We start from the raw sequence: 19,464 nt of genomic DNA, 5'->3' as shown, positions 1-19,464 counted from the left end.
TCGCTTCGGTCCGGTACAGAGCCATTTCCCATAAGGAGCACATTCGTGGACGAGGCCCTCGCCAGAGCAGGCATCTTCCAGGGCGTCGAGCCCACTGCGGTGGCCGCCCTCGCCAAGCAACTTCAGCCGGTGGATTTTCCGCGCGGCCACGTCATCTTCAACGAGGGTGAGCCGGGCGACCGGCTGTACATCATCACATCCGGCAAGGTGAAGATCGGCCGTCGTTCGCCCGATGGCCGCGAGAACTTGCTGACCATCATGGGCCCGTCCGACATGTTCGGCGAGCTGTCGATCTTCGACCCGGGCCCGCGTACCTCCACCGCCACCACGGTGACCGAGGTGCGCGCGGTGACGATGGACCGTGACGCCCTCAAGGCCTGGATCGACCAGCGGCCCGAGATCGCCGAGCAGTTACTTCGCGTTCTGGCCCGCCGCCTGCGCCGGACCAACAACAACCTGGCCGACCTGATCTTCACCGACGTTCCCGGCCGGGTGGCCAAGGCCCTGTTGCAGCTCGCGCAGCGGTTCGGCACCCAGGAGGCGGGCGCTCTGCGGGTCACCCACGACCTGACCCAGGAGGAGATCGCCCAGCTGGTCGGCGCCTCCCGCGAGACGGTCAACAAGGCGCTCGCCGACTTCGCGCATCGCGGCTGGCTGCGGCTGGAGGGCAAGAGCGTGCTCATCTCCGACTCCGAGCGGCTCGCCCGCCGCGCACGGTAACGCACGAACCTCTTACCGCGCGCCGGGTTCAGCGCTCCACTGAACCCGGCGCTTCCGCGGAAAAAGCACAGCCGGACGGAATCCGTCATCCCACGCCGGGCTGAGCAAAGACTCGAGGCCACCGCTCATGCGCCGGGCCGAGCGACGGCTCGAGGCAGCCGCTTATGCGCCGGGCCGAGCGACGGCTCGAGGCAGCCGTTTATGCGCCGGGCCGAGCGACGGCTCGAGGCAGCCGCCTAGCCCTGCACCCGCAGATAGTCCAGCTGCGCCTGCACCGAGCTGCGCGCGGCAAGCCACAACCGCTCGTCCACGTCGGTGTACACCCGCCGCACCACCGCCATGGCGTCCGCGTCCTGACCGAGTTCCCGCACCGCCTCGCGCACCTGCTCGAGGCGCTCGTGCCGATGCGCGATGTAGTAGCGCGCCACCGGCTCCAGGTCCCGGTGATCCGGGCCGTGCGCGGGCAGCAACGCCTTACCCCTGCCCGCCTCTACCAGCCGGTCCAGCGACGACAGGTAGTCGGCCAGCGTGCCATCGCTGGAATCCAGCACGGTGGTGCCCGCGCCGAGAATGGTGTCCCCGGTCAGCACCGCGTCGTCGAGGACGAAACTCACCGAGTCCGCGGTGTGTCCCGGCGTGTCCAGCACGGTGAGCCGCAGACCGGCGACCTCGATCACCTCGCCGTCGGCCAGCGGCGCGGCCGAGCCGCGCAGAAAGCTGGAATCCTTGGCTCGCACGGGCGTTCCGGTCAGTTCGGTCAGCCGATCGATGCCGCCCGTGTGGTCGCGATGGCGGTGCGTGATCAGGGTGAGAGCGATCTCACCCCCGGTGGCCTCGGCGATCGCGGCGCTGTGCGTCTCGTCCTCTGGCCCCGGGTCGACCACCACACAGTCCGACCGTCCCGGCACCCGCAGAATCCAGGTGTTGGTTCCCTCCAGGGTCATCTGCCCCGGATTGTCGGCGAGCAGCACCGCCGCCGTCTCGGTGACCTGCCGGAGCTGCCCGTAGGCGGGGTGTGTCAACGTCATCGCAAACCTCGGTTGGAACGGCGCCGGAAAGCGCGGCTCAATGGACGCTGTCGGGCGCAGCCCGTCTTCGGCCTGCGCAGGCGGAGGTGCGGCTAACGCACCTCGGCGATCAGTTCGACCTCGACCGGGGTGTTCTTGGGTAGCTCGCTGACGCCGACCGCGGAGCGCGCGTGCTTGCCCGCGTCACCGAAAACCTGACCGAGAAACTCCGACGCGCCGTTGATCACCACCGGCTGGTCGCCGAATCCGGGTGCGGAGGCGACGAATCCGACGACCTTCACGATGCGCACCACCGCATCCAGCCCGACCAGATCGTGCACCGCTGCCAGCGCGTTCAGCGCGCACAGCCGGGCGGCGTCCTTGGCCTCCTCGACCGAAACCTCGGCACCGACCTTGCCGACCGCGGACAAGCGACCGTCCACGAAAGGCAACTGGCCGGAGGTGTAGACCAGCGACCCGGTGCGGATCGCGGGAATGTAGGCCGCGACCGGGGGCACGACCGGAGGCAGGGTGAATCCGAGCTCGGCGAGGTTCTTCTCCCATTGGGTCACTGCGTCAGCCCCTTACTGCTTCGGCCGCTTGAGGTAGGCGACGTGCTGTTCACCGGTCGGGCCGGGCAGCACGTTGACCAACTCCCAGCCGTCGGCTCCCCACTGATCGAGGATCTGCTTCGTCGCGTGCGTCAGCAATGGCACGGTCGCGTACTCCCACAGGGTCAAATCACTCATGTGCGAAGCCTAGCTCTGTCCAATTTGCAGCGCCTGCGGCGCTGCGTGTTCGCGGCTCGGCTCGCATCCGACCGGCCACGACTCGCGACTTCGTCGCATGCGCTGCGGCCGGTCGGATGCGAGCCGAGCCGCGAACGGAGAATGCTCGCTCTCGCTTCGCTCGAAAGACGAGGTGAGCCCAGTGGGCACTTCCGCGGATATCCACCGACACGGTGCACACAATCCACTCGACGTAGTTCTGCCGACGCAACGACTGATTTCGTACGTACATCGGTACCTCGCCGGGTACGCCCAGCACTCGAGCGGCACCCAACGCAGGACCTGAGCGCAGGTTGCGTGGCCACTGACTGGTACGGCCTGAAGACCCGGAGAGGCGGGGGAGCGGATTAGCTATAGGCTCGCGATCGTGGGAGTACCAACAGCAGTGCCGCTTTCGGCGGAGACGGGGCTGGACACGCGGTGGCCGAAGCGCGCTGAGCAGGCCCGCTTGCACTACGTCTCCGGCAAGGGAGGCACGGGCAAGTCGACGGTCGCCGCGGCGCTGGCGCTGGCGCTCGCCGCCGGCGGGCGCCGCGTGCTGTTGGTAGAGGTGGAGAGCAGGCAGTCGATCGCGCAGCTGTTCGATCTGCCGCCGCTACCACCGACCGAGACACGGATCGCCACCGCCGACGGTGGCGGCGAAGTGGTCGCGTTGGCCCTCGACATCGAGCACGCCTTCCTCGAATACCTCGATATGTTCTACAACCTGGGCTTCGCAGGGCGGGCGATGCGCAGAATGGGCGCCATCGAGTTCGTCACCACGATCGCACCGGGCCTGCGCGACGTCATCCTGACCGGCAAGATCAAGGAATGCGCGGTCCGGGTGGACAAGTCCGGCCGCCGGGCCTACGACGAGATCGTGGTCGACGCCCCGCCCACCGGTCGCATCGCAAGCTTCCTCGACGTCACCAATGCCATGCTGCAGGTGGCCAAAGGCGGGCCGATCGCCTCGCAGGCCGAGGGCGTTTCGCGGCTGCTGCACTCCGACGAGACCATGATTCACCTGGTCACCCTGCTCGAAGCACTGCCGGTGCAGGAAACCGCCGACGCCGTCGCCGAACTCGGCGCCGCCGACCTGCGTATCGGCACCGTGATCGTGAACCGCGCGACCGAAGGCCAGCTGCCGCATGAGCTGCGCGCCCGGGCCGCCCAAGGCGATCTCGACGCCGACGCCATTCGCGCGGGGCTGATCGCCGCGGGGATCACCTTGTCCGACAGCGACTTCCAAGGCCTGCTCACCGAAACCGCCGAGCATTCCGCCACTCTGCAGGCACAGGACGACAGCGCCGAGGAGCTGGCCAAAGTCGATATCTCCCGGCTCTATCTGCCTTCCCTCCCGGACGGGATGGACCTGGGCGGACTGTACGAACTAGCCGAACATCTCAGCGCGCAGGGAGTCCGATGAGTACGCCGACGCATCCCGTGGCTACCCCCCTGGATATCTCGCGGATCATCGCCGATCCCTCCGCCCGCGTCGTGGTCTGCTGCGGCTCCGGCGGCGTCGGCAAGACGACCACCGCCGCCGCCATCGCGCTGCGCGCCGCCGAGCAGGGACGCAAGGTCGTCGTGCTCACCATCGACCCCGCGCGCAGGCTGGCCCAGTCACTCGGTGTCGCCGACCTCGACAACACCCCGCAGCGGGTGGCGCTCGGCCCCGAGGCAAAGGGCGAGCTGCACGCGATGATGCTCAACATGCGTCGCACGTTCGACGACATGGTGCTCGAACACACCAGCCCGGATAAAGCGGAGCAGATCTTCGCCAACCCCTTCTATCAGACCGTCGCCTCCTCGTTCGGCGGCACGCAGGAATACATGGCGATGGAAAAGCTGGGCCAGCTGGCTCACCAGGGTGAGTGGGACCTGATCGTGGTCGACACCCCGCCCTCGCGAAACGCTCTCGACTTCCTGGACGCGCCCAAGCGGCTGGGCAATTTCCTCAACGGCCGCATGATCCGGGTGATCATGGCGCCGGGTCGCGGCGTCACCCGGTTGGTGACCGGCGCGATGAGCCTGGCGGTACGCGGCGTGTCCACCATCGTCGGCGGGCAGATGCTCAAGGACGCGTCGAACTTCCTGCAGTCCCTGGAGTCGTTGTTCGGTGGCTTCCAGGAGCGGGCCGACCGCACCTACGCGATGTTGTCCAAGCCCGGCACGCACTTTCTCGTGGTGGCGGCGCCGGAGCCGGACGCGCTGCGGGAGGCCTCGTTCTTCGTCGATCGGCTCTCCACCGAGCGCATGCCGCTGGCGGGGCTGGTGCTGAACCGCACGCATCCGGTGCTCAGCTCGCTGTCGGCCGATCACGCGCTCACCGCCGCCGACCAGCTCGAGCAGGAAGATCCGCTCACCGCGGCGGTGTTGCGCGTGCACGCCCGCCGCGTTGCCACCGACAAGCGGGAACAGCATCTGCTCTATCGCTTCACCGGCGCGCATCCGCGCGTATCGATTGTCTCGGTCACGGCGCTGCCGTTCGAAGTGTCCGATCTCGACGCGTTGCGCGCTGTGGGCAACCAACTCGCCCGAACAGCGCAGGCGATCGCGTGATACTTAGGCGTATCCGCTATATCTCGAATGGAAATATCGGGCCGAAAACGAACTGAGCCCGCTTGCGCGGGCTCCGTTTCGTGGTTCGCTGGGACTACATCGCCACCTGATGCTGGCGCTGGGCCTGGAAGAAGTCGGCCCATGAGGTCACTTCCGGGTGTTGCTTCAAGAGGGCGCGGCGCTGGCGTTCCGTCATGCCGCCCCACACACCGAACTCGACGCGGTTGTCGAGAGCATCGGCACCACACTGCATGAGCACGGGACAGTGCCGGCAGATCGTCGCGGCTTTGCGCTGCGCCGCGCCGCGGACGAACAACTGATCGGGATCCACTTCCTTGCATCGGGCCTGGGCTACCCAGGCGATCCTTGCTTCGGCCTGCTCCACGTCCAATCGAGCGATGGGGGTTGTCATGTGCATTTGGTGTGCCCCTTTGCAGTCCGAACACCGGGTCAGCGGCGCTCCAGAATCGCGTTGTCACCACGCAGCACCCAAACCCCGCTGCGAAGTGCACCACATTCCACTTTGAGTGTTAGCTCTATCACACTGGGTTCTCAATCTAGGTAAAGGTATGGCGCTTGCGCAAGACCGTCCCGAGATTTTTTGGTACGTCCGTCCCTGCAAAGTCGGGCGCAGACGGGACGGGCAGGCAGATTGCGCGCGCGCCGTCACCCGACACGCCGAACGCAATCGGGCGACACGCCCATTCCGGTTCGGGAACAACCAGATCCAGGCGTCGGACAAATGCCGCAAGGACCGCTCGAATCCCACCCCGTAATCTTGTTTCGTGCCGATCACACATACGCTCGCGCGGCTGGCCGGCAGTTGCGTGCTGGCCGCCGTGCTCGTCGCCGGGTTGTTGTTCCCGCTCGCCGGCGGCTTCGGGTTCGTTTCCAATCGCGCCGCCGACGCCGTCGACAACGTCTCCGCGGAGCTGGTCGAGGGGACGGTGCCCGCGGTCTCGACCATGGTCGACGCGGCGGGCAATCCGATCGCCTGGCTGTACGAGCAACGCCGCTTCGAGGTACCCAGCGACCGGATCTCCAACGACATGAAGCTGGCGATCGTGTCCATCGAGGACCGTCGCTTCGCCGAGCACGAGGGTGTCGACTGGCAGGGCACGCTGCGCGCGTTCCTGACCAACACCACCAGCGGCGAGGTGCAGCAGGGCGCGTCGACGCTGGATCAGCAGTATGTGAAGAACTTCCAACTGCTGGTGGTCGCCAAGACCGACGCCGAGCGGCGCGCCGCCATCGAGACCACCCCCGCGCGCAAGATCCGGGAGATCCGGATGGCGCTCACCCTGGACCGCGAGCTGACCAAGGACGAGATCCTCACCCGATATCTGAACCTCGTCCCGTTCGGTAACTCCTCCTACGGCGTGCAGGACGCCGCGAAGACCTACTTCGGCGTCGACGCGGCCGAACTGAACGTGTCGCAGGCCGCGATGCTGGCGGGCATGGTGCAGAGCTCGTCGAAACTGAACCCGTACACCAACCCCGACCTCGTGCTGGCCCGGCGCAACACGGTGCTGGACACCATGATCCAGAACATCCCCAGCCGCGCCGACGAGTTCCGCGAGGCCAAGACCAAACCGCTGGGCGTGCTGCCGGAACCCAAGGGTCTGCCGCGCGGCTGCATCGCGGCCAACGATCGCGGCTTCTTCTGTGACTACGCGCTGCAGTACCTGGCCAACGCGGGCATCAGCCGCGAGCAGATCGACAAGGGCGGCTACCTGATCAGGACCACCCTCGATCCGGCCGTGCAGGACTCGGTCAAGCGGGCGGTCACGGACGCGGCCAACCCGAACCTCGACAACATCGCCGAGGTCATGTCGGTAGTCGCGCCGGGACAGGACTCGCATCCGGTGGTCGCGATGGCGAGCAGCCGCACCTACGGGCTGAACCGGGACGGGAACGAGACTGTGCAGCCGCAGCCGTACTCGATGGTCGGCGACGGCGCCGGCTCGATCTTCAAGATCTTCACGACCGCCGCGGCCATGGAGAAGGGCCTCGGCATCAGCGCCGAGCTCGACGTGCCGGGCCGTTTCGAGGCCAGGGGCATGGGTAACGGCGGTGCGCGCGGCTGCCCGCCCGCCACCTACTGCGTCGAGAACGCGGGCAGGTACAAGTCGCCGATGTCGGTGACCGAAGCGCTGGCCACGTCGCCGAACACCGCGTTCGTCAAGCTGATCCAGGCCGTCGGCGTCACCCCGACGGTCGACATGGCGATCCGGCTCGGCATGCGCTCGTTCACCGAATCGGGCTCCTCCGGTCACGGCAACCAGAGCTTGGCCGACATGATCAAGGGCCAGAACCTGGGCTCGTTCACCCTGGGCCCGGTCGCGCTCAACCCGCTCGAGCTGTCCAACGTGGCCGCGACGCTGGGTTCCGGCGGCCGGTGGTGCCCGCCGAACCCGATCAAGGAGGTCATCGACCGCCAGGGCAAGCAGGTGCCGCTGACCCAGCAGGCATGCGAGCAGGTCGTCGAGCCGGGCTTGGCGAATACCCTCGCAAACGCGATGAGCAAGGACGACACGGCGGGCACCGCGACGGCCGCGGCCCAGTCGGTGCAATGGAACCACCCGATGTCCGGCAAGACCGGCACCACCGAGAGCCATCGCTCCTCGGCGTTCCTCGGCTTCACCAACTCGCTGGCCGCCGCGGCCTACGTCTACGGCGACAGCCCGACACCGGGCGAGATCTGCTCGTTCCCGCTGCGCAACTGCGGCGACGGCAACCTGTTCGGCGGTAACGAACCGGCGCGCACCTGGTTCAACGCGATCAAACCGGTGATCCCGCTGTTCCCGCCGCCCGCGCTGCCACCGCTGGACGACAAGTACGTGCGCGGCGCCAACAACGCCCAGGTGCCCGACGTCGTCGGCAAGACGCAGGCCGAGGCCACCGCCGCGCTGGTCGCCGCGGGCTTCCAGGTGTCGCCGGTGACCGGCGCCGGTGACCGGCCCAAGGGCACCGTGATGGGAACCGCGCCGAACGGCTCGGCCATTCCCGGCTCGGTGATCACGCTCTACATCAGTGACGGCACCGTACGGGCCGCGCCACCTCCGGGTCCGCCGCCACCGCCGCCGGGAGCGCCGGGGCTGCCGCCACTGCCGCGCCTGCCACCGATCCCGATCCCCATCCCGATCCCGCGCTGAGCAAACGAAAGGGGCCGCGAACCATCCCGGTTCGCGGCCCCTTTCGCCTTCGGAGCTACAGCCGCGCCTTCACCGCGGCCGAGATGCGCGAGCCGTCGGCCTTGCCCGCCGCGAGCCCGGTGGCGATCTTCATGACCTGTCCCATCTGGCGCATGCCGGGCCGCTCGCCGATGTCCTCGGCGACCTGCGCGATGGCGGTGTCGGCGAGGTCGGCGACCTCGGCATCGGTCAACTGGGTCGGCAGATACTCGTCGATGATGCGTGCCTCGGCGTGCTCGTTCGCGGCCAGCTCGCCGCGCCCGGCCTGCGTGTAGACCTCGGCCGATTCGTTGCGCTTCTTCGACTCCTTCTGCAGCACGGCGATGACCTCGGCGTCGGTGAGCTCACGCGCCTCGGTGCCGGCGACCTCGGCGGTCTGGATCGCCGACAGCAGCATCCGCACCGTGGAAAGGCGCAGCGTGTCCTTGGCTTTCATCGCGGCGGTCAGGTCCGCGCGCAGCTGCGATTTGAGTTCCGACATGCCGCTCACGGTAGCTGCTCCGGCGCGGCGGTCCCACTACATTTGCCGCGGCGTCCGATTTCCCGTGGCATGAACTGGGCGCTTGTGCCGAAACACACTCGGCGCTCCCGAGCGAGGTCACCTATGCTGGGCAAATGCCCGTGATCTCGACCTCTGCTGTACGCACGACCGCTCTGGGAGCCGCCGGGGCCGCGGTTGCCGGAATCGGCTACGCCTCGCTGGTGGAACGCAATGCCTTCGTGCTACGCGAGGCCACCATGCCAGTGCTGGCGCCTGGGTCGTCGTCGCTGCGGGTACTTCACCTCAGTGATCTGCACATGATGCCGGGTCAGAAGCTCAAGCAGCAGTGGTTGCGGGAGCTGGACCGGCTGGAGCCCGATCTGGTGATCAACACCGGCGACAACCTCTCGCACCAGAAGTCGGTGCCCGCGGTGGTACAGGCCCTCGGCGGATTGCTCTCCCGCCCGGGCCTTTTCGTTTTCGGCAGCAACGACTACTTCGCGCCGGTGGCGAAGAATCCGCTGAAGTACTTCAAGAAGAACCATCGCCGCACCTTCGGCGCGCCGCTGCCCTGGAAGGATCTGCGCGCGGCCTTCACCGAGCGTGGCTGGCTCGACCTGACGCACGTGCGCCGCGACCTCGAGGTGGCGGGTATCCGGATCGCCACCGCCGGTGTGGACGACCCGCATCTGCAGCGCGACCGCTACGACACCATCGCCGGCGCTCCCAACCCGCTGGCCGACCTGCGGATCGGTCTCACCCACTCGCCCGAGCCGCGGGTGCTGGACCGCTTCGCCGAGGACGGATACGACCTGGTGCTGGCCGGACACACCCACGGCGGCCAGCTGTGCCTGCCCGGCTACGGCGCGCTGGTCACCAACTGCGGTATCGACCGGTCCCGGGTGAAGGGTCCGTCGAAGTGGGGCGAGCACACCCAACTGCACGTCTCCGCGGGCGTCGGCACCTCGCCGTGGGCGCCGTACCGATTCTGCTGCCGCCCCGAAGCAACCCTGCTGACGCTGGTCGTCGCGCCGCCGAAACGGCCGGGGGCGGACGCGGGACAGGATGTGTCGACGTCGGAGGCCGTCGCCCGCTAAGGTCCCCTGCCAAGATGTGTGTCAGGTAGGGACAACCGTGAGCGAGCCACAGACTCCTCGGCAACAGCCGTTCGGAGCACCGCATTTCGACCCCGACCGGGAGCGTGGCGATGCCGCTGCCGCGTGGCGTCCGGACTCCGGAGCCCATCCGGTCGTCCCGTGGCAGCCGACAACGACCGAGCCACCCGCGCTGAACGAACCGCCGCGTCCCGCCACGCCCTGGCAGCGCAGCTCGAATGAGCAGGCGGCCGACCCTGATTCGGAGCAATGGCGGCCGAGCACGGGCGGATACCAGCAAGCGGAGTATCCCTCGATGCCGCAGGGATACGGTTTGCTCGCGACAGGTGATGGAGCCGCACAGTCCTATCCCTGGCAATCGGGCGGTTATTCCGGAGCCGCAGGAGATGCGGGACAGTCGCCGGGCGCAGAGCAACTCGGTCACCCGAATCAACCAGGGCCCGCGTCGACGGCGCAGCCCGAACCCACCATGCAGTGGCAGCCAGGCACCTCGCAGAACACGGCCGATCCCGCCAGGATCGCCCAGTCCCTGGGCGGGGAATACCCGCATCCCGGGCAGGACGCGGCCGACCGCAACGATCCGACGATGCCGGCCCAATCCCTCGGTCACACATCGTCCGGGCAATGGCCACAGCACCCCGAGGCGAATTCCGGAACCACCGGGCAGGCGGATCCGACCATGCTCGCGCGCCCGCTGGGTGCGCTCGACCAACCCGCGCCCTCCGGCGGCCCGCACCCGAGCCACGAGCCACGAGCGGGTGACATCGCGCCCGTGCTCCGGCACCCGACCGCTGATCGGCTCGGGCAACCAGCGCAGGTCTACCAGTGGCAACCAGTGGGCGGGCCGGGACAATACGACGGCGGTTCACCACCACCCGACCGGTATCAGCCCGGCTACGGTTCGCGCGGTGGGTCCGGCGGACCGCCGCCGCATTACCGTCCGAACGGAAGCGGCCCTGGAAAGGCCGTGCTGCTAGTCGGGTTGGCAGTGCTGCTGGTAGCCGGTGTCGCGGTGGGTGTCGTGGCGCTGACCAGGAGTGGATCTAACGATTCTGCTCAGGGCAGCTCGCCATCGATGGTGAGCGCACTCACCTCGACGGGCTCGCCGGCACCGACCACCAAGACCGCGCCGACGACCGCGGGCCGGGCGAGCGCCGAAACCCCACTCATCCCCGGCTACCAGGCGGTCCTGGCACCCGGCAACGGCGCCGCCTACGACGTGCCCGCCGACTGGACCATCGCTCCACAGGACACCATCGGCGGCTTCGGCAACCCACCCGACACCGTTGCGGGCAAAGGCTATGCCAGCGAAGGCAAGGGCTACTGCCCCGGCTCGACTCGGACGGTCGCCTTCCTGACCGGCTCGGACACCGCCGACCCGGCCGGAGCGGCGACCGAACTCGGCGCCAAGACCGCCGCACTCGCCTACCAGGGCACCCCGGGCGGCACACCCGGCGCCCCCGTACCGCTGGCGTCGCTGGACGGATCCCAGCACGGCGTATTCGTGGAGACCACGGGCACCGTCACCGAGGCCAAGCCGGGCTGCGCGACGGCTTACTCCATCTACACCGCCGCCTTCCCCGCCGACAGCGGAACCTTCGTCATGGTGATCGCCGCCGACACCGGCGTTCCCCGCGCCCTCGACGCCGAGACCGCCAAGCGGATCTGCACCAGCATTCGAGCCATCGAAGGCTGAGTGACCTGCCGGTTTAACGTCTCACCCCCCGCTGTTGTAAGCTACTCCCGGTTCGCTTCACGGGGTGTGGCGCAGCTTGGTAGCGCGCTTCGTTCGGGACGAAGAGGTCGCAGGTTCAAATCCTGTCACCCCGACTCGTGTGGTTGAGACACGACACGGCTCCCAGCCTCCACCGGCTGGGAGCCGTTCTGTTTCGGGGGACCTGTTCGGCACATCCGAGGGCCGCCGTGCCATGCGATGACAACGACTATCCCGTTGAAGGACGGATCACCGTGTCGAAACTGTTCGACTGGTTGCGGGCATTCACACGCCGCGCTCCCTGCTCCCCGGCCATTGCGTGCGCCGGGTGCCGCCGACGAATCCGACACGATGATGATCGATAGTCCTTCGTAAGGCGTCGTCAGCTGGTGTGCGGGAATTACCATCGCTGAATCAGTACTCCAGCGATGGACGAAAGGTCGGCAAATGAGCGATCCCGTCGATAGTGTGCCCGCAGACAAACCGCTAGCTGGGAAGACCGCGCTGGTCACGGAGGCCCACACCGGAATTGGCAAGAAGATCGCGAAAATGCTTGCCGCGCAAGGGGCGCAGGTTGTGGTCCACAATCCGCATATACCGGAGTGGGCTGCGGACGTGGTCAAGGAGATCACCGCCGCCGGTGGTGCGGCGCTCGCACTAGCGGCGGATGTCGCGGACCGCGCCGAGTACCAGGAGTTGGTGGAGGTAGTGCTCGCGGACTGCGGCAAGTGGGACCTGCTGGTCCACACCGCGGCCGTCCCGGAGGCCGTGCCGTTCGCGGAGATCAGCGCTGACGCATTCGACGTCGGCTTCGCCGCGACGGTGCGGGGCGTGTTCAACGGAATCCAACTGGCCGCCCAGCACCTCACCGAGGGGGGCCGGATCATCACCGTCTGTGACTCCGCCACCCCGGGCGGCGCTGTCTACGACGCGACCCGAGGCGCGGTCGAGCAACTCGGCCAGGCCGTCGCGCCGGACTTCATGCCGCGGCGGATCACCGTCAACACGATCAGCCACGGCGTCGGCGCCACCGACAATGCGGAACTCGAGACCGCCATCGCCGCGATGAATCCGGCCGAGCCCGCCGCGGTTGTAGCTTATCTGGCCGGAGAAGCGGCGAGTACGGTGACAGCGCAGGCCATCCGGCTGGGCGGGGCCGACCGGGCACCCCGGTAGAGCGCCGATTACGCGACGACGTTCCCACCGAAGGAACTGAATCCACGCCCCTTCGCCTGGCAGGTGAAGCTCCCGTGGAATCCCACCGCACACGACGCGCCCGCGTGCTCGATGATCGGTCCCCACTGCCCCGAGCCGGTCTTCACGTCGTCGATGCTGGGATTGCCGCCCGGCAGCGTGTACGGCGTGCCGGGGTCGAACGTGGGGTGCGCGGGCAGCCAGGGCTGGTCGATCACCATCTCGCTGACTTTCACGGGCACCGGAATGTAGGAGTTGCCCACGCGATAGCTCAGGAACAGCGGGGAGCCGAAATCGCATCCAACGGACCCATCCCCGAAGATCGCGCAGTTCGTGCTGCCCGCCGAAAAGTAGACCGTACCTGCGTCGGCCTGGGCGTTCCCGACCGCGATGAGCGGCGCCACGGCCGCGGCGGCGAGTGCTCCGGCGAACTTCATGCTGCGCTTCATGCCTTCTCTCCTATGTGAATTCGCTGACCGACCGATAACTCTGTCGGCCCGGCGCCGGATTCCGTTTCGCGCCACCGGACACCCGCCCCGGCACAGCGCCCCGACAGGCGCGGTGAGGAGACGCTAACGCAGCGATAACCTACGGACACGCCACAGACATCCGAGGTCAATAGCGTATACAGCCATGTCGACACGGATAGCCACTTTGGCGGACGCGGCGGGCAAACCGCTGCGTGACGTGGTGTACGCGGCCCTGCGCAGCGAGCTCATGAACGGGGACATCAAGTTCGGCGAACGGCTGACCGAGCCGAAACTCTCGGCGCGCTTCGGCATCTCGCGCACACCGATTCGCGAAGCCCTGACCGTCTTGTGTTCGGACGGCTTGCTGCAACGGGAAGAATACGGCTTCAGCCCGGTGCGGCCGAGCATCCCGCTGATCCGTGACCTGTACGAGCTGCGAATCACTCTGGAGCTGGGTGGTTTACAGCGCGCAATGACCAATCCCGCCGTCAGCCACGACCGGGAACTGCTGGAGGCCGAACGCGCCGCGTGGCTGGAACTGCGCGCCGACCCTCCCGAGCAGGAACCGGGTTTCGTCGTGCGCGACGAGGAATTCCACGTCACTCTGCTCACCGCCGCGGGCAACACCGAGATGGTGCGCGCGCTGAAGGCGGTGAACTCGCGCATCCGCCACGTGCGGATGTACGACTTCATGGTCAACAACCGGATCGAGACCACCATCGCCGAGCATCTCGGCATTCTGGAGGCGGTTCTGGCGGACGAACTCTCGCTCGCCTACCGGCTGCTGCACACGCACATCGGCGAGTCGCTGGACGTGGTACTCGAACGCGTCACCCGCGCGATCGCGGCTATGTCGCTGGCCACGGACTAGCGGGAGGCCGCAGTGAGCCTGCAATTCGATACCGTGCTCGTCGCCAATCGCGGCGAGATCGCCTGCCGCATCATGCGAACCGCCGCGGCACTCGGCTTGAAGACGGTCGCTGTGTACTCCGACGCTGACGTCGGGGCCACGCACGTCGAAATGGCCGATGTCGCTGTGCGCCTCGGGCCGAGCCCGGCGGCCGAGTCCTATCTGCGCGCCGACTCGGTGATCGAGGCCGCGCTGTCGACCGGTGCGAAAGCCATCCATCCCGGCTACGGATTTCTCTCCGAGAACGCGGATTTCGCCACCGCGGTGGACGCGGCGGGAATCGCGTTCGTCGGACCTACCCCAGCGCAGCTGCGCGTCTTCGGTGAGAAACACACCGCGCGGGCGACGGCGCGTGCGGTGGGCGTGCCGCTCATTCCGGGCAGCGATCTGCTCGATTCGGCCGATCACGCGGTGACGGAGGCGGAGCGGATCGGCTTCCCCGTCATGCTGAAGGCGGTCGGCGGCGGTGGCGGCATCGGCATGCAGGCCTGTTTCGGCCCGGATGACCTGCGCGCCGCCTACCAGCGCGTGCAGCGCATCGCGGCGGCGAACTTCAGCTCGACCGGCGTCTTCCTGGAACGTTTCGTGGCGCGGGCGCGGCATGTCGAGGTGCAGCTGTTCGGCGACGGCAACGGGCGGGTGGTCAGCCTCGGTACCCGGGACTGCTCACTGCAACGCCGCAACCAGAAGGTGATCGAGGAGGCGCCCGCGCCGGGACTCACCACGGAGCTGTCGGAGCGCTTGCTCGCCGCTTCCCGGGAACTTGCTCGATCGGTCGCCTACCGCTCGGCGGGGACGGTCGAGTTCGTCTACGACGCCGACAATGACACCGCCTCGTTCCTGGAGATGAATACGCGCCTCCAGGTCGAGCATCCGGTCACCGAGGCGGTCACCGGGATCGACCTGGTCGAATGGATGCTCCGGTTGGCGGGCGGCGATACCTCGATGGTGGACGAACAGCCCGAGAGCGGGCCGCCGATCACCGGTCATGCCGTGGAGGCTCGCGTCTACGCGGAGGACCCCGGCCACGATTACCGCCCCAGCGCGGGGCTGGTGACATCGGCACAGTTCCCCAGCAATGCCAGGGTCGACACGTGGGTCGATACCGGCTCGGAGGTCAGCCCGTACTACGACCCGCTGCTGGCCAAGGTGATCAGCTCCGGCGCGAGCCGCGCCGACGCCTTCGCCGCGTTGCGCGCCGCGCTCGCCACGACGCGGATCTATGGCGTGCAGACGAATCTGTCGCAACTGCATCAGGCGGCCGACGACGCCCGGGTGCTGCGCACCGAGCACACCACGACCACGCTGGCCGAGATCCGCCCGGTCGGCCACCGCATCGACGTGCTGCGCGGCGGGACGATGACAACGGTGCAGGACTATCCGGGCCGAATCGGCTTGTGGGAGGTCGGCATTCCACCGTCCGGCCCGATGGACGACCTCTCGTTCACCCTCGCCAACACCGCGGTCGGCAATCCGATCGGCGTGCCCGCGCTCGAATGCACCCTGCAAGGCCCGCAGTTACGCTTCACCGACACCACCATCGTGTGCGTGACCGGTGCGCCGACGCCCGTGACGGTGGACGGCCGCCCGGTGGACATGTGGGAACCCATCACCGTGCCCGCCGGTGCCGTGCTCGATATCGGCGCGCCCACCGACACCGGTCTGCGCACCTACCTGGCGGTACAGTGCGGCATCGACGCTCCGCTGTATCACGGCAGCGCCGCCACCTTCACCCTCGGCGGATTCGGCGGTGTCACCGGAAAGGCGCTGGCCACAGGCGACGTACTCGGCATCGCCCGTATCACAGGCGACGTGCTCGGCTCGCCCGCCGCGGTGCCACTGGGCGAGCGGCCGGAATTCACCCACGACTGGCAGCTCGCCGTCGGGGTGGGTCCGCAAACCGCGCCCGCGTACTTCACCGACGCCGACATGGTCCAGTTCTGCACGCACCCGTGGCGAGTCGGCAGTCACGCCAACCGCACCGGCATCCGCCTGGAGGGCCCGAAACCGACCTGGTCGCGCACCGACGGCGGCGAGGCTGGGCTGCACCCGTCCAACCTGCACGACAATCCCTACAGCGTCGGCGCGCTGAACGTCTCCGGTGACACGCCCATCCTGCTCGGTCCCGACGGCCCGAGTCTCGGCGGCTTCGCCTGCCCGCTGACGGTGGTGTCCGCGCATCGCTGGCGACTCGGCCAGCTCCGTCCCGGTGACACGGTGCGGTTCGTGCCGGTCGACGACGACAAAGCGGCCGCATTGCGCTCCTCCAATAGCAGCCGCGTGCCCGACCTCGTCCCCGATTCCCTAGCAGCCCTTGCCGACCGCGGCATCCTTGGCGGCGTCGAGGCATCCTCGGACCGTCCGCAGGTGCGCTACCTGCGCGGCGGGGACGACAACGTCTTGGTGGAATACGGCGAGATGGTGCTCGATCTCGGGTTGCGCATGCGAGTGCACGCGCTGACCGAAGCGCTCGCGGCCGCCGGGCTTCCCGGCATTCTCGACGTGACCCCCGGTGTCCGGTCCCTGCACATCCACTTCGATCCCGTGGTGCTGCCACAGTATCGGCTGCTCGGCACGCTGGCCGACCTCGAACTCGAGCTGCCCGCCACCACCGACCTCGTGGTGCGGAGCCGCACCATTCGGCTACCACTGTCCTTCGACGACCCGTCCATCGCCGAGGCGATCGACCGCTATCGCAGCGGTGTGCGCGACACCGCGCCCTGGCTGCCGTCGAACGTCGAGTTCATTCGTCGCATCAACGGGCTCGACAGCGTCGAGGACGTGCGCACCACGGTGTTCGACGCCGAATACCTGGTTCTCGGGCTGGGGGACGTGTATCTCGGTGCGCCGCTGGCGGTTCCGCTCGATCCCCGCCACCGCCTGGTCACCACCAAATACAACCCGGCCCGCACGTGGACGCCGTCCGACGCCGTCGGCATCGGCGGCAAGTACCTCTGCGTCTACGGGATGGCCTCGCCGGGCGGCTACCAGTTGATCGGCCGCACTGTGCCGATCTGGTCGAGCTACCGGCAGTCTGCGCCGTTCGAACCGGGCACGCCTTGGCTGTTCCGATTCTTCGATCGCATCGTCTGGGAACCGGTGAGCCCGGAGCAATTGCTCGAGTACCGGGCGGCGGCCGAGGCGGGCCGGTTCGACGCGCAGGTGAGCGAAGGCAGCTTCGCCCTCGCCGACCATGTGCGTCTGCTGCGCGCCGAGGCCGACTCCATCGCCGAGTTCGAAGCAAGGCAGACCGCCGCGTTCGAGGAGGAGAAGGCGGCGTGGCGCGCGGCGGGCGAATTCGAACGCACCACCGTCGCGCCCGTCGCCGCACCGGTCGACGATCCATTGGCCGGCCTGCCCGCGGACGCGATCGTGGTGACCGCGCCGATGATCGGCAATGTCTGGCGGGTGGAAGTCGAAGCGGGACAACGGCTCACGGCCAGCGCACCGGTCGCCGTGCTGGAGGCGATGAAACTCGAATTACCCGTGCACAGCCCCGGCGCCGGCACCGTGCTGAAGGTATTGACCGCACCCGGCGCCAAGGTGGAACCGGGCACACCCCTAGTAGTGATCGGAGTCGACTGAATGTCCCCAGGCGTCCTAGGCAGCACGGCGGCCGACCCCGTCGAACGAGTCGCGGCCGCCTATCGGCGGATAGCCGAGGTGGATCGTCCGGAGGTATGGATCACGCTGCGGCCGGAACGCGAGGTCTCCGCCGAAGCGGCCGTGGTCGCCGAGCGGCTCGCCGCCGGTGCGATCTTGCCGCTGGCCGGGGCACTGGTGGCGGTGAAGGACAACATCGATGTGGCCGGTCTGCCGACGACCGCGGCCTGTCCCGAGTTCGCCTACACCCCGGAGGTGACCGCGGCGGCGATCGAGCGACTGATCGCGGCGGGCGCGCTCGTGCTGGGCAAGACGAACCTGGACCAATTCGCCACCGGGCTGGTCGGCACGCGCAGCCCGTACGGCCCGGTGCGCAATGCTCTCGACCCGGAGCTGGTGTCCGGCGGGTCGAGCTCGGGGTCCGCGGCGGCGGTGGCGCTCGCCGTCGCGGACCTCGGTATCGGCACGGACACGGCGGGTTCCGGACGGGTGCCCGCCGCGCTGCACGGGATCGTCGGCATCAAGGCGACGTTGGGCGTCATCCCGGCGCATGGAACCGTGCCCGCCTGTGCGGACTACGACGCCATCACGGTGTTCGCCGCCGACCTGGATCTGGCCGTGACCGCCGCCGCGGTGATGGCCGGGCCGGAGCCGCGGGACCCGCGCAGCCGGACCTGGCCCGCCGACGTCCGGCTGTCCGCGCCGCTCGCGCCGCGCATCGCCGTGCCGCGCGCCGAGGACTTGGCCGCGCTCAGCGAGCCGTATCGGGAGGCATTCGCCCGCACCGTCGCCGGGGTCGCCGACACGGGCGCGAAAACCGAAGAGATCGACATCTCGGTCCTGCTCGACGCCGCGCTGCTGCTCTATGACGGCGCGATCGTCGCGGAACGCTACGCGGCGGTGGGCGCGTTCCTGGACACCGCACCGGCAGGCGCCGACCCCACGGTCGCCGCCATTATCGGCGCGGCGCGCGAGAAGACCGGCTCCGCGTTCGCGGCCGACCTGGACACACTCGCCCACACCAAAGCGGCAGCCGCCGAACTGCTGCACGGCTTCGACGCCTTGTTGCTGCCCACCACCACCGAACACCCCAGTATCGCTGCCGTGCAAGCGGATCCGATCGGGATCAACCGGCGGATGGGCACCTACACCAACTTCTGCAATCTGCTGGATATGGCCGCTGTCGCCATCCCGGGCGCAGCGACCGCCGAGGGTGCGCCGTTCGGCGTCATGCTGGTCACTCCGGCCTTCGCCGACCAAGTGGCCGTAGATCTGGCCGCTCGCCTGCTCGGCGGCGAGAGCGCGCCGCTGCTGGTCGATCGTGGCGTCGACCTCGCCGTCTTCGGCGCACACCTGCGCGGGCAACCGCTGCACTGGCAGCTCGAGCAACTCGGCGCCCGCTTCCTGGGCGAGATCAGGACCACCGACGCCTACCGCCTGACCGCGCTGGACACCACCCCGCCCAAGCCGGGACTGGTGCGGCACGGGCCCGGCCTCGGCGCACCGATAGCGGGGGAACTCTTCCGCGTCTCCGAGGCCGGGCTCGGCCGCTTCCTCGCCGAACTCCCCGCCCCCATGGCGCTGACCAGCATCGACCTTGCCGACGGCCGCAATGTCATCGGCTTCACCTGCACCCACGATGCCGCGCGTACCGCCCTCGACATCACCCACCACACCAACTGGCGAACCTACCTTCAACACCGCCCATAACACCTCTCCACGAGTGG

The 19,464-nt window shown here is 68.4% G+C and carries 16 protein-coding genes and 1 tRNA gene; 11 read left to right on the top strand and 6 right to left on the bottom strand.

What is annotated here, in order from left to right; translation table 11 throughout:
- The first annotated feature begins 45 nt into the window (after positions 1-45).
- Positions 46-720, top strand: coding sequence for a Crp/Fnr family transcriptional regulator (locus tag OHA40_RS17620; RefSeq protein WP_019044571.1), 675 nt, complete (start codon positions 46-48; stop codon positions 718-720).
- Positions 721-956: 236 nt separating this feature from the next.
- Here the strand turns inward: OHA40_RS17620 and OHA40_RS17615 are convergent, their stop codons facing one another.
- The 3 genes from OHA40_RS17615 to OHA40_RS17605 all read right to left on the bottom strand — a co-directional run bounded on the left by OHA40_RS17615 (position 957) and on the right by OHA40_RS17605 (position 2,476).
- A complete protein-coding gene (locus OHA40_RS17615) occupies positions 957-1,748 on the bottom strand; it encodes an MBL fold metallo-hydrolase (protein WP_330228032.1) in 792 nt (263 codons plus the stop codon).
- 92 nt (positions 1,749-1,840) lie between these two features.
- Positions 1,841-2,299, bottom strand: a complete 459-nt coding sequence (locus OHA40_RS17610; RefSeq protein ID WP_330228031.1) for a RidA family protein — start codon at positions 2,297-2,299, stop codon at positions 1,841-1,843.
- 12 nt (positions 2,300-2,311) lie between these two features.
- Complete coding sequence (locus OHA40_RS17605; RefSeq protein WP_330228030.1) at positions 2,312-2,476, bottom strand: DUF4177 domain-containing protein; 165 nt, start codon at positions 2,474-2,476, stop codon at positions 2,312-2,314.
- 424 nt (positions 2,477-2,900) lie between these two features.
- Here OHA40_RS17605 and OHA40_RS17600 point away from each other — a divergent pair, with 424 nt between their 5' ends.
- Together OHA40_RS17600 and OHA40_RS17595 are read left to right on the top strand one after the other, a co-directional pair.
- Positions 2,901-3,920, top strand: coding sequence for an ArsA-related P-loop ATPase (locus OHA40_RS17600; RefSeq protein WP_330234234.1), 1,020 nt, complete (start codon positions 2,901-2,903; stop codon positions 3,918-3,920).
- Positions 3,917-5,056 carry an ArsA family ATPase gene (locus tag OHA40_RS17595; RefSeq protein ID WP_330228029.1) on the top strand — a complete coding sequence of 380 codons (1,140 nt, stop codon included), beginning with the start codon at positions 3,917-3,919 and terminating at the stop codon, positions 5,054-5,056. Before OHA40_RS17600 ends, OHA40_RS17595 begins: the two co-directional genes overlap by 4 nt.
- Positions 5,057-5,150: 94 nt before the next feature.
- On the opposite strand, the gene OHA40_RS17590 is transcribed toward OHA40_RS17595, so the two are convergent.
- On the bottom strand, positions 5,151-5,474 hold the full coding sequence (locus OHA40_RS17590) for a WhiB family transcriptional regulator (RefSeq protein WP_014981178.1): 324 nt from the start codon (positions 5,472-5,474) through the stop codon (positions 5,151-5,153).
- Positions 5,475-5,841: 367 nt separating this feature from the next.
- On the opposite strand from OHA40_RS17590, the gene OHA40_RS17585 reads away from it, so the two are divergent.
- Complete coding sequence (locus OHA40_RS17585; protein WP_330228028.1) at positions 5,842-8,211, top strand: penicillin-binding protein; 2,370 nt, start codon at positions 5,842-5,844, stop codon at positions 8,209-8,211.
- A gap of 55 nt (positions 8,212-8,266) precedes the next feature.
- Here OHA40_RS17585 and OHA40_RS17580 read toward each other — a convergent pair whose 3' ends face one another.
- Positions 8,267-8,731 (bottom strand): GatB/YqeY domain-containing protein, encoded by a 465-nt coding sequence (locus OHA40_RS17580; RefSeq protein ID WP_330228027.1) that lies wholly within the window; start codon positions 8,729-8,731, stop codon positions 8,267-8,269.
- A 134-nt stretch (positions 8,732-8,865) separates the two neighbouring features.
- On the opposite strand from OHA40_RS17580, the gene OHA40_RS17575 reads away from it, so the two are divergent.
- From OHA40_RS17575 to OHA40_RS17560, 4 genes are all read left to right on the top strand, one after another.
- Entirely contained in the window at positions 8,866-9,828 is a 963-nt protein-coding gene (locus OHA40_RS17575; RefSeq protein ID WP_330228026.1) for a metallophosphoesterase, read from the top strand.
- Positions 9,829-9,865: 37 nt separating this feature from the next.
- On the top strand, positions 9,866-11,542 hold the full coding sequence (locus OHA40_RS17570; RefSeq protein ID WP_330228025.1) for a hypothetical protein: 1,677 nt from the start codon (positions 9,866-9,868) through the stop codon (positions 11,540-11,542).
- A gap of 60 nt (positions 11,543-11,602) precedes the next feature.
- Positions 11,603-11,676, top strand: a tRNA-Pro gene (locus OHA40_RS17565).
- Between the two features lie 331 nt (positions 11,677-12,007).
- Complete coding sequence (locus OHA40_RS17560) at positions 12,008-12,736, top strand: SDR family NAD(P)-dependent oxidoreductase (RefSeq protein WP_330228024.1); 729 nt, start codon at positions 12,008-12,010, stop codon at positions 12,734-12,736.
- An 8-nt stretch (positions 12,737-12,744) separates the two neighbouring features.
- On the opposite strand, the gene OHA40_RS17555 is transcribed toward OHA40_RS17560, so the two are convergent.
- Positions 12,745-13,203, bottom strand: a complete 459-nt coding sequence (locus tag OHA40_RS17555) for a hypothetical protein (protein ID WP_330228023.1) — start codon at positions 13,201-13,203, stop codon at positions 12,745-12,747.
- A 184-nt stretch (positions 13,204-13,387) separates the two neighbouring features.
- Between OHA40_RS17555 and OHA40_RS17550 the strand changes: the two genes are divergently transcribed.
- The 3 genes from OHA40_RS17550 (at position 13,388) to atzF (ending at position 19,447) form a co-directional block, all read left to right on the top strand.
- Positions 13,388-14,095: a GntR family transcriptional regulator gene (locus OHA40_RS17550; protein WP_330228022.1), complete on the top strand. Its 708-nt coding sequence runs from the start codon at positions 13,388-13,390 to the stop codon at positions 14,093-14,095.
- 72 nt (positions 14,096-14,167) lie between these two features.
- Complete coding sequence (gene uca, locus OHA40_RS17545; protein WP_330234233.1) at positions 14,168-17,719, top strand: urea carboxylase; 3,552 nt, start codon at positions 14,168-14,170, stop codon at positions 17,717-17,719.
- Positions 17,720-19,447, top strand: a complete 1,728-nt coding sequence (gene atzF, locus OHA40_RS17540; protein ID WP_330228021.1) for an allophanate hydrolase — start codon at positions 17,720-17,722, stop codon at positions 19,445-19,447.
- Positions 19,448-19,464: the final 17 nt, after the last annotated feature.

Source organism: Nocardia sp. NBC_00508, assembly GCF_036346875.1.
Taxonomy (GTDB): domain Bacteria; phylum Actinomycetota; class Actinomycetes; order Mycobacteriales; family Mycobacteriaceae; genus Nocardia.
The sequence above is the reverse complement of the archived record's forward strand: the minus strand, read 5'-3'. Positions and strand labels throughout refer to the sequence as shown.